Source organism: Colwellia sp. MB3u-4 (assembly GCF_014077065.1).
Taxonomy (GTDB): Bacteria; Pseudomonadota; Gammaproteobacteria; order Enterobacterales; family Alteromonadaceae; genus Cognaticolwellia.
Genome location: NZ_JACGVE010000073.1, coordinates 1 through 10,793, shown reverse-complemented (window position 1 = coordinate 10,793; position 10,793 = coordinate 1). Strand labels below are relative to the sequence as shown.

The following is a 10,793-nucleotide window of genomic DNA, read 5'->3' as shown; positions in this document are numbered from 1 at the left end:
TTAACAATGCAAACATTAAAATCGCCAAAAACGTAAACGTTTTTGATTGTTAAAAGAAAATAATCCAGTTAGAGTATTTTGATTAAATAATTATAATAAAAACGAGTAATTCTACAGGCTCGTTATGTGAATAGTGAAATTTAATCTATTGAGGTATTAAATGAATCAGATAATTCTAGAATCGATTATCACTTGCCCTGAATGCGGTGCAAAAAATGAAGAAACTATGCCAATGGATGCTTGCCAATATTTTTATGAATGTACATCTTGTCATAAACTCTTAAAGCCTTTAGCTGGTGATTGCTGTGTTTTTTGCTCTTTTGGTACAGTTAAGTGCCCGCCAATACAAGAAAACGGAACTTGTGGTAGTTAATTCACATAAGAAATTAAACAGGGATAAAAAAAGTTGGCTTTTTCTCCTAAGTCACTCATTTTAGACAATAATTTTATTGCCCGTTAATTGGGTGCTATAAAGCAAAGGAAATTATGCGTACTCTGATAGTTATTTTATTTACCTTTTTATCTGTTAATGCAATTGCTAATACAAGCTTTGAGGGGACTTGGGAAGGGGCTAAATTTAATGGAGTAAATTACTCCTATCATTTGTTAGAAATTGATGAATATGGCAAAGGTTTTTACACATATACAATAGGTGATGCCATGGAAGAGGCATTTGTTTTTCCATTAGACTTAAATGGAAAAGTATTCGCCCGTGGTTATATTGAAATTCCCTTAATAAACGATAAAGCAACAATGAAATCTACCTTATTATTGAGTCTCAATACTGCAATTGATAACCTTACTGCATTGACTATTGTTTACGAAAATAATGGTGAACCAATGTTTTCGTATAACTGGCCTTTGGTTAAATCGGGAAAAGGTAAAGTTAAGAATTTCTTGTTGTATAGTTTTGCTAAAAAGCTTTATAAGTCAATCAAGCAGGGCTAAAAATTGTTTGCTGTTGCTTGTTCCTCGCTATTTTAGCAAACAATTTTTAGCCCATTAATAGGGCGTTTGGCTACTATCAAGTTTACTCGTATTAAAGGATTTTAAATGCGTATTAAAAGATTGGTATCACTACTGTGTCTTTCTGTTTTTTTATTTTCGTGTAAATCAACAGATATAGTGAGAAAAACCACGATATCTTTGGGGTTTAAAGAGATAAATGGGATTAAGCAATATGATAAAGGCAATTACGAAGATGCATTTAACCTACTTAAAGAGCCTGCTGCATGGGGATATAAAGGCTCTCAGTATGCGCTAGCCTTTATGTTTCTTAAAGGTAATTATGTTCAACAATCTACACTGTTAGGTATGGGCTGGTTAGGTGTTGCAAAAGAAGCCAATGTTAAAGAATGGACTGAGCAATATAACAATTTCTATGCAGCCGCTACAGAACAACAAAAAGATAAAATAGATGAGATAGTTAAAGAATATATCAAACGTTACGGCTTAAAAAGCCAAGATGTAACCTGTCAAAAAGGCATTAATGCACAAAGAAGGCTAGTTTTAAAATGTCATAAATATAATGGGCTTGGTATCTTGTACCCAGTTGATCTTGTTGAGTAATAATCTTAGCCTAACAAGCTAATAAAGCAGGACTGTAATGCTTGGCTACGTTTTGCTTCGCTACACAATTTTAGCCAACCATTACTTAGTCTGTTATTTGGGTTTTATGTGAATTGATTAAACAATGGAGTGTATATGAAAAATTTATTAGCCCTAACTGCTTTCGCGCTTATGAGTGTATCCATAAGTAGCGTAGCGAAGAATATTTATGCGGATGTACAGGTTACAGATGTTAAACCGACTAGTGACTTCATTTGGAAGCGTGCAAATCAAAACACGCCTAAATACCCAATAGAGCTTGCCCGTTCTGGAATAAAAGGCTGCGCTGTTTTATCTTTTAATATTTCCAAATCAGGTAAAACTGAGAATGTTGAAATAATTAACTCAGTACCTAAAAAGTATGTCGGTAAATACTCTCGTAAAATGCTTAGAAAATGGAAATGGGTTCCTGCTTCAACAGTCGCAGAATCTGCACCAGAAAAAAGAACTCTAAGATTGGATTTCTGTATGGGTGGTGAATCAACAGAACAATCCCAAATAGCTTGTAAACAACAATCACAATTAGCATGTGGCTAATTCACATAATAAGGCGCTTAAACGGAAAAATTACAGTTGGCTCGCGCTTCGCGCAGTTTAGCCTAACTGTATTTTTCTGCTTAGCTTGGCGTTATATATTTCAAGGAGGGTGTATGAAATTATCAACATTGTTTTTCATTTTATTATTAATATCTGGATGCTCAAGCACAAACCACATGGTTTTATCTGATGTTAAGACTAGCGTAGAACAAAGAGAAAGGGGTTTACCTGAACATTTAAACACTGGTAACGTCGAAAAGTCAGATGTAAAAAAAGGTATAAAACATGCGCGTAATAATACTCTTTTGGCTGTGATATTTGATTTATTTGACTGGTAAAGTGGATAATATATATAACAAGCATTTTAAGCGGGACTGCTAACAGTTTGCTCGATTTCGCTTCGCTACACATTTTAGCAAGCTATTACTCGCCGCTTAAAGCGGCGTTAGCAGTCAAAGAGGGTTTGATATGTCATCCATTCCTGAGAAAGATTGGAAGTTGTTTCGTAAACTGCAATCAGAATTAACAGCCAAAGCTTGTGAGTTGGTTTTTAGGCAAGTCAATAATATTGCCAATGTTCGATCTGGTAAAGAACATGAATCATATTTAGATTTGTATCGTTTTATTGAAACAGAAGATGCCAAAATAGCTGAAATGTTTAACAATCCAACGCGCAATAATGTGATATTAAAGATTGTTACATTGAAAAAATATGATGTTTTGAGTGTTGAACAACTTGAAATGTTTAGTGAAGAAACGCAAGAGTTTGTTAACCGCATCCTTAATTTGAGTTGAGCTGCTAACAAGCTACTCAAGCGGGACTAAAAACAGTTGGCTAGTCTCACTTCGTTCGCTATTTTAGCCAACTATTTATTAGCCCCTTAGTAGGGCGTTGAGGCTGTAGAATAACTAATTCAGCCAAAATCACTAAATTTTTATGTTCCTGTATCACGCTGTAGACGATTTACTCGATATAGGTAATGCTTTTGGTACCCCGATTTTAGGGGGAATTCATAAAAAACGAGTTATTCTACAAGCTCGTTATGTTCACATGGAGTATGATGAGAAATCTAACTATTGGCTGGTTAATACTGCTTCTTCTAATGAGAGGGGTGAAGTTGGCTCAGGAGAAAATTGTAGACGGTGGAGTAAATGATCTGACCATAGTTTCGTCAGCGATTTTTCTATGTTTCGCAGCAGTTGCTATTTACGGCATCGTGTCTAGAAAGAACATTGGCTACTTTTCTACTTTGACCGTATTAGGTTTTCTTAGCTTTGGTGGTTTGTTCGGCTTAATCTCATTGATGTACACCCTGAGCTATCCAGGTTTCCTCGAGGCTTCTTTTTTCTGGATTATTTTAATTCAGTGTATTGTCAGTTCTGTATTTCTTTATGGTTGGGTTAAACACGGTAGGTTTAACGTCGCTGGAATATAACAAGTACTTCAAACGTAACAAAAACAGTTGGTTAGGTTCCGCTTCGCTTCACATTTTAACCAACAATTTTTGTCCGCTTAAATGGGCGTTAGATTACTTTTAAAACATTGTAGTAAGGATTAAATTTTGGAAGAAGTACAAGGAAAATGGATTTGTGGATTCTGGAGAAGAATCGGAGCCTTGTTGATTGATACTCTATTTTTAGGTGTTTTGGGTTATGTTGTAGGCCTATTTCTAGAAGATACCTTCGTCGAGCTTGGTGGATGGGGAAGATTAATTGGTTTTGTAGTATCAATCACATATTTTGGGGTGATGAATAGCTCTTTATCAAATGGTCAGACAATCGGTAAAAAACTTCTAAACATAAGAGTCGTTGATTCATCCAATTCAACTTTAAGCCTGCCTAAGTCCTTTTTAAGGTATAGCTTCCTTGCCGTTCCATTTTCACTTAATGGAGCGCAAATTACTAACGAAGCATTGCTCTCATACTTAATGTATCCGTTATCATTTATTATATTTGGTGGCTTATTCTCAATTTCTTACTTATATATTTTTAACCGCGTTACGCGTCAATCAATTCATGATCTTGTGGTAGGCACTTATGTTGTAAACTCTAAGGTTAATTCTGAAGAGGTGCCATCAGTGTGGAAACCTCACTTAGTTGTAGTTGCAGTCTTATTTGTTACAGCAGGCCTTGTACCTGTATTTACTTCTGACTTAGCGAAATCAGAACCTTTTAAAGACCTGTTAGCAACACAGGAAGCAATAAATAATAACGAATTAGTAAAATATGCAGGGGTTACAGAAGGTTCAACTACTTTTACTTCATCTGATTCTGTCAGCAAAACAACGACATACGTGAATACTCAGGCTTTTCTATATAAAGATAATGTTGACGATCCAGATATCGCAAAGCAAGTAGCCCAAACTATAATTAATACGTACCCAGAGTCACTAAATAAAAACTTAATTCAAGTAACTCTTACCTACGGTTATGATATTGGTATTGCTTCAAAGTGGAATAGTTACAACCACCAGTTTAACCCACAAGAACTAAAAGGTTCGGAGTAACCGTAATCTATAAGTCATTCCAAAGGACAAGAAACAGTTGGTTTTTGCTCCTGCGTCGCTTATTTTAACCAACTATTTTTTGCCTCTGAATGAGGCGTTAGTTTGGCTTTGGCTGTAAGAAGGAGGAAACATGAGTAAATTAGGTAAGTATTTATTATTAGGCGCTTTGATTTGCTTAGCACTAGTTTGTTATTTTATTGGTAGTGCTATTGGTTCGATTGCATTTATTGTTTTAGCTATTTTATTGGAGCTTGCTTTTTGGGTTGGTATTTTTAAGCCTCACCATAAACGGTCATCCTAAAACCAACAATCGTAAATTGTAATCAACATATAAGATGTTCAAACGGACAAAAAGCAGTTGGCTTTTGCTCCTTCATTGCTAATTTCAGCCAACAATTTTTTGCTTATTATTAGGGCGTTTTTAAATATCACTATGGAGTATGATTCTCAATTGGAATTAGAAATCAACATTATTGATGCATTCACAGATGTTGCGTTTAAAGGAAATTCAGCCGCCGTAATTATTACAAACGACTGGCTTTCTGATGAACTTATGCAATCTATTGCTATGGAAAATAACCTATCAGAAACCGCATTTGTTAAAGTTATTAACCTTCACAAATATGAAATCCGTTGGTTTTCACCTATAACTGAAATTGATTTTTGTGGTCATGCGACATTAGCATCTTCATTTGTTATTTTTGCTAAAAACGATAATTTGATTCATATTGATTTTTACGCTGAAGCGGTAGGTAATTTATCTATTACGAAAATGGATAATGGTTATATTCAGATGGATTTTCCGAGTAGGCCACCTGAAGTTATTAGCGATATACCATCAGCTTTATTAAACGGCCTTTCAATTAAGCCGACGGAAGTATTATTAAACAATCAAGCATACTTTGTTGTTTATGAAAACGAAATTGATGTGACTTCAGTCGTTCCAGATAATGAGTTATTAAAGCAGCTCGCTCCATATGATGTTGTTGTAACCTCTAAATCTAAATCAAACGTTTATGATTTTGTATCTCGTTATTTTTGGCCTGCAAATGGCGGTGATGAAGACCCTGTTACAGGTTCTATCCATACGGGCCTAGCCCCTTATTGGGCTGAAAAGCTTGATAAATCAAAACTAATTGCATATCAGGCGTCTAAACGCGGTGGCAATATAATATGCAACGTTGCGGATAATAAGGTTTATCTTTTAGGTAAAGCCGTACATTATTTAAAAGGTACAATTAAAGTTTAGTCTTTCTTGCTTTATAAGAAAATAAACAAACAAGGACACGTAACAGTTGGCTACGCTTCGCTACACAATTTTTTACCTCTTAATAGGCGTTATCGAAGACCTAATCCGAAGTGTTAAGTGCCTTTAAAAGCTAATGTCTCGAATGGCAAAAGTTATCTTAATCCAGGTGTAATGTTAACCATCTTAATTTGGGATTCATAACAACCTAAAAATTGCTGTGGCTATACAAAGTGAATTGCATTCACCAATTGCCAACGTTGGCTTGATTTTTTATTGTTATTGTTAGGTATTGAAAATTAACAACTTAAATTCTTTAAAGTTGAAAAAATAGGGTGCAAAGTATTTTATTAGTCTGTTACTCACTTTTGCGCTATAGCATTTAAACATAAGATTAATTATTTGTTTTGTATAAATACAGTTAGCTTTTTATCCTTTGCCGCATACGCTAGCCCATTATATTATTACCCAGTGAATCCTAGTATGGCTCCACACATTTTACTTGAAGCGCTTAAGGTAGATTTTGCGCTAACTATTCAGGTATGGCGAACAAGCATTACAACAATAATCTAAAGCGGAACAATACCTAATAATGAAAATATTTTTACTTACCCATGAGCGTGAATTACATAGGGCAACTAATACCGGCGCTCTGGCACTAGAAAGTGCTAATGAAATTGTTGAACGTATAATCTGGGAAAGAGTAAACCCTAATAAAGACCTGACTCGACTCATAGAAAATAATGAGGCGGTATTATTATATTCGAAGGCAGAATCATCGTCTGCAGCATCAAGGCCAAGGCCAACAATTGAAGAGTATGAAAACATTATTATTATTGATAGCACATGGCAGGAATCAAATAAAATCTTCAACCAGAGCTCGTATTTAAAAAATGCGCCACAATGCACTTTGAAAACGGCAAATGCTTCGTTATATAACCTGAGAGCCAATCAACCTAAAGGTGGCCTATGCACCATCGAATGCATAATCGAAGTATTAAGGCTTAAAGGACAAGATAAAATGGCAGCAGAATTATCATTAAAATTTGAGCAATTTAATGGCTAAAAACTTAACAAAAAACTTAACAAAAAACTTAAAAAATATTAAACTAAAGATTAGGGTTGGCTGCGTTTACGCTATTTTTTATTGAATGAACAAGCTAAAAAACCACTGTAAAATATCTAGCTATCGTACTAAATATCTAGCTAAAGTCCTATAAGTCATCATTGTTATTCTAAATAAAGCCAGGTCGGCTTAAATCTTGTTGTTCATTTTTCAAGGAGTGTGTGTTCTGGTTAAATTGGCACGCTAAATTTATGGCAGCGAAACAAGAGCAATTTGGACGTTATAGTGGCAAATCAAATGAAAATTAGGTTGAATCTAATGCTTTGCATGGTAACGGTAATAAGAAGTGTTTAAGATACCCCCATCATCATTCAAATTGCTTGTTTTATTCGCTTTAAAAAGCCCGTTACCCTGTTGCATTCAATCCTAATAGCTGGCTATTAGTCAAGCATGTACCTTGTAGTTAATATTTTTAATCCGATTAAAATCTACGCACTTTGAATGCTCATAACATTTGGCATTTGCCACTCATCATTGATTATTTAACGCGGAATTTACATGAATTTAGAACAAGCTTTATTAGTAATAGGTAATGCACATGACAACGAACTACCTGTTGCCGCGCTCGACGTAGCTAAAACGAATTGGTCAGCATTTTATGCTGAATTAGAGCAGATAATAGATCAATTTGTCGCAGATGATAGTTCGCTAACTGATGAGCAGAATGCCGTTTTATTTTTTGGCACCTTATTATTAGCCGAATTAAAATATTCTCCTGCGCTGTCAAAGTGCTTACAGCTTTTTTCGTGCAGTGACTCGTTTTTAACCCCTATTGAAGGGGTGTTTGGTGATGCGATTACTGAATTAACATCAACCTTATTTTATAATGTCGCTAATGGTAATACACAAGCCTTGTCTGACTATATTGTTGCTGGTCATCAAGCCATGTATGGCAAAGCATCTGCTATGGAAGCGGTATTTGCTCAATACGAAGTGGGCACTATTGATAAGGCTGAATTGAGTGAACATATCACGCTATGGTTGGCCGCATTTTTGGCTTTACCCAGTTCAATCAGTAGTTTTTTAATGAGCGCATTAGCTGATTCTTGTATCGAATATCAACTTGATGATCTTAAAAGTCAGTTTATTGGCTTATGTGATAAAGACGTATTTGATGAATACCGCTTTAAACAAGATGAAGTAAAAGCATGGCAAAGCCTTGATGGGCGTAAGTTGATCGAGTCTGGCATCATTCAAACAGAGTTTAACCTTGTTGACACCTTAAACTCTTGGGCTGAAGGTGATGGCTCAGATGATGAAGTATTCGACAATCCTTCAATCGATAGCCTTTCAAGCGATAACCTTTCGAACGACGACCTTGATGTATTTGATTCGTTAATGGGCGAGGGCGGTTTGTTGTCTAATATCTTGTACGACGAAAATACCATTTTAGAGAACAGTGTGCCCGTGAGTTCATTAGCAACGGCTGGCCGCAATGATCTTTGCCCGTGTGGCAGCAACAAGAAATATAAAAAGTGTTGTTTACAGTAAAACAGTAAGCTGGAATAGCCAAAATAAGATTGCTGAATAACATCAGCAATCACAGTATAATTGCACATTATTATCAGGTATTTAATCAAAGGTATTTAAAAAGTAGTATGGCAGAACAATTAAATTATCCCGAACTAACCGTTACCCAGCTTGATCTAACTGAAGCACATACCTCAGATGCCATAAAACCTGATGCCATAAAAAAGTGTACTCAGGTTGCTGAGTTAAAAAGTGATGAAATGGATAAAGCTGTGCCTAAAATTGTGCTTGCTACCCTCAACGCTAAATACTTTCACACCAGTTTTGGTTTACGTTATCTTTACGCTAATTTAAAAGAATTACAGGATTATTGTGAAATAAAAGAGTTTATTATTCAAACTCGCGCCATTGATATTGTTGAACAAATTCTTGCGTCAAAACCTGATATTGTTGGGTTTGGGGTCTATATATGGAACATTGTTGAAACCACCGATGTGGTTAGCTTATTAAAAGTTATCGCGCCTGACATTAAGATTATTTTAGGTGGGCCAGAGGTAAGTTATGAAACTGAGCAGCAAGCCATTGTTGCCAATGCCGATTATGTATTGACAGGTCCGGCGGATTTAAGTTTTTATCAACTGTGTAAAGACATAATAGATAACACGCCACCCGATAAAAAAATAGTTCACTCAAAACCGGTTGAATTAAATGAGTTAGCATCACCTTATCAGTATTATACCGATGAAGATTTAACCCACCGTTTGCTTTATGTTGAAGCCTCGCGTGGTTGCCCGTTTAAGTGTGAGTTTTGCTTATCGTCGTTAGATAAAACCTCTGTACCATTTGAGATAGTCATATTTCTGGAGCAAATGGAAATTTTATATAACCGTGGCGCGCGTAATTTTAAGTTTATTGATAGAACCTTTAATTTAAATATTAATACCACGATGAAAATTATGCAGTTTTTCTTAGATCGAATGACTAACGACTTGTATCTGCATTTTGAAGTAGTGCCTGATCATCTGCCTAGAAAGTTAAAAGAGGTGTTAGCGCAATTTCCAGAGGGCAGTTTGCAATTTGAAATTGGTATACAAACTTTTAATACACAAGTGCAAAAAAATATTAGCCGTAAGCAAAACAACGCTAAGTCGAAAGACAATTTAATCTGGTTAAAAGATCATACCCACGCACATATTCATGCTGATCTTATTTTTGGTTTACCCGGCGAAACCTTCGAGACCTTTAAAGACAGCTTCAACCAACTTTATCATTGTCGTCCACATGAAATTCAAATGGGTATATTGAAACGTTTGAAAGGTAGTCCGATTATTCGACATACCGAAGCATTTGATTTGCGTTTTAATCCCTTGCCGCCTTTTAATATCTTAAGTACCGACAGGGTGAGCTTTACCACCATGCAACGTATTAATCGCTTTGCTCGCTATTGGGACATGATAGGTAATTCAGGGCGTTTTAAATACGCTTTACCCCATATGTTGTCGGATGAACCGTTTGATGATTTTATGGCGATTACCGAGTGGATTTTTAATAAAACTGGGCAAATTCATAAAATTAACCTGAAAAAGTTATTTGAGCTAATTTCACAAGCGGTTGAAGCTTTATATCCTGAAAAACATGAAGTAGTTATCGAAAAGATAGAGCAAGATTACGAAGCAGCTAAATTGAAAAGCTTGTTTAGCAGCTTGAGCCTTTATGCGGTTCCACAAGTAGCAGCTAGGGTTAAGAATAAATCATTGCAGCGACAACAACGTCATATGAGTTAATAGCTGATTATAAATTTAATTATTTTTTCTTAACTAGAAGTGTGGTGGGACATAATAGCCGCTTCTGCTTGCTCGAGCCTCATAGGTATTTTTTTAGTTATCTTCCAGCCCGTAATGTGGCAAAAATGAACCCTATTGAAGCTCTGTTAAGGGATTAGGGGGAGTTCAAACGCTTTAGCGCTCAGAGAATAGGCAATATTTAATTTATCGCAGAGTATAAGAAAGGCGTTGAATCAAAGTAATAGGTTAGCCCCTAAAGTGATTATATCGAGTAAATAGCTTCTGCCATCTGAATTTTTAAAAAGGTTAAAGACTATATTGTTGGCTCAGTTATCTGTCAGGATAAATACAACGCTATGTCTCTACAAACTCATAGCTGCCGTTTAAGTTATACCAATTTCATTAAGTTATTGCCCACTTGTGCTGGTTAAAATACACCAAGGCTACGGTGCTCTCAATCACAATAGCCAGCTATTGCTCAATCAAGCGTCTTGCCCAGATGCATTTTCTCTGCG

At 35.7% G+C, this 10,793-nt stretch carries 13 protein-coding genes; all 13 read left to right on the top strand.

Going from position 1 to position 10,793, the window contains the following annotated elements; translation table 11 throughout:
- Positions 1-160 precede the first annotated feature (160 nt).
- The 13 genes from H4J61_RS05495 to H4J61_RS05435 all read left to right on the top strand — a co-directional run bounded on the left by H4J61_RS05495 (position 161) and on the right by H4J61_RS05435 (position 10,278).
- Positions 161-373 (top strand): GDCCVxC domain-containing (seleno)protein, encoded by a 213-nt coding sequence (locus H4J61_RS05495; RefSeq protein WP_182184284.1) that lies wholly within the window; start codon positions 161-163, stop codon positions 371-373.
- 113 nt (positions 374-486) lie between these two features.
- A complete protein-coding gene (locus tag H4J61_RS05490) occupies positions 487-948 on the top strand; it encodes a hypothetical protein (protein WP_182184283.1) in 462 nt (153 codons plus the stop codon).
- 105 nt (positions 949-1,053) lie between these two features.
- The gene (locus H4J61_RS05485) at positions 1,054-1,569 is read left to right on the top strand and encodes a sel1 repeat family protein (protein ID WP_182184282.1); all 516 of its coding nucleotides are present in this window, start codon (positions 1,054-1,056) and stop codon (positions 1,567-1,569) included.
- Positions 1,570-1,704: 135 nt separating this feature from the next.
- Positions 1,705-2,145, top strand: coding sequence for an energy transducer TonB (locus tag H4J61_RS05480; RefSeq protein ID WP_182184281.1), 441 nt, complete (start codon positions 1,705-1,707; stop codon positions 2,143-2,145).
- Positions 2,146-2,258: 113 nt separating this feature from the next.
- Entirely contained in the window at positions 2,259-2,483 is a 225-nt protein-coding gene (locus H4J61_RS05475; RefSeq protein ID WP_182184280.1) for a hypothetical protein, read from the top strand.
- Positions 2,484-2,613: 130 nt separating this feature from the next.
- Complete coding sequence (locus H4J61_RS05470) at positions 2,614-2,940, top strand: hypothetical protein (protein WP_182184279.1); 327 nt, start codon at positions 2,614-2,616, stop codon at positions 2,938-2,940.
- 266 nt (positions 2,941-3,206) lie between these two features.
- Entirely contained in the window at positions 3,207-3,581 is a 375-nt protein-coding gene (locus tag H4J61_RS05465) for a hypothetical protein (protein ID WP_182184278.1), read from the top strand.
- Positions 3,582-3,707: 126 nt separating this feature from the next.
- Positions 3,708-4,652: an RDD family protein gene (locus H4J61_RS05460; RefSeq protein WP_182184277.1), complete on the top strand. Its 945-nt coding sequence runs from the start codon at positions 3,708-3,710 to the stop codon at positions 4,650-4,652.
- A 130-nt stretch (positions 4,653-4,782) separates the two neighbouring features.
- Positions 4,783-4,953 carry a hypothetical protein gene (locus H4J61_RS05455; RefSeq protein ID WP_182184276.1) on the top strand — a complete coding sequence of 57 codons (171 nt, stop codon included), beginning with the start codon at positions 4,783-4,785 and terminating at the stop codon, positions 4,951-4,953.
- Positions 4,954-5,103: 150 nt separating this feature from the next.
- Entirely contained in the window at positions 5,104-5,901 is a 798-nt protein-coding gene (locus H4J61_RS05450; RefSeq protein WP_182184275.1) for a PhzF family phenazine biosynthesis protein, read from the top strand.
- 589 nt (positions 5,902-6,490) lie between these two features.
- The gene (locus tag H4J61_RS05445) at positions 6,491-6,964 is read left to right on the top strand and encodes a DTW domain-containing protein (protein ID WP_182184274.1); all 474 of its coding nucleotides are present in this window, start codon (positions 6,491-6,493) and stop codon (positions 6,962-6,964) included.
- Positions 6,965-7,522: 558 nt separating this feature from the next.
- Positions 7,523-8,515 carry a DUF1186 domain-containing protein gene (locus H4J61_RS05440; protein ID WP_182184273.1) on the top strand — a complete coding sequence of 331 codons (993 nt, stop codon included), beginning with the start codon at positions 7,523-7,525 and terminating at the stop codon, positions 8,513-8,515.
- 107 nt (positions 8,516-8,622) lie between these two features.
- A complete protein-coding gene (locus H4J61_RS05435) occupies positions 8,623-10,278 on the top strand; it encodes a B12-binding domain-containing radical SAM protein (RefSeq protein ID WP_182184272.1) in 1,656 nt (551 codons plus the stop codon).
- Positions 10,279-10,793: the final 515 nt, after the last annotated feature.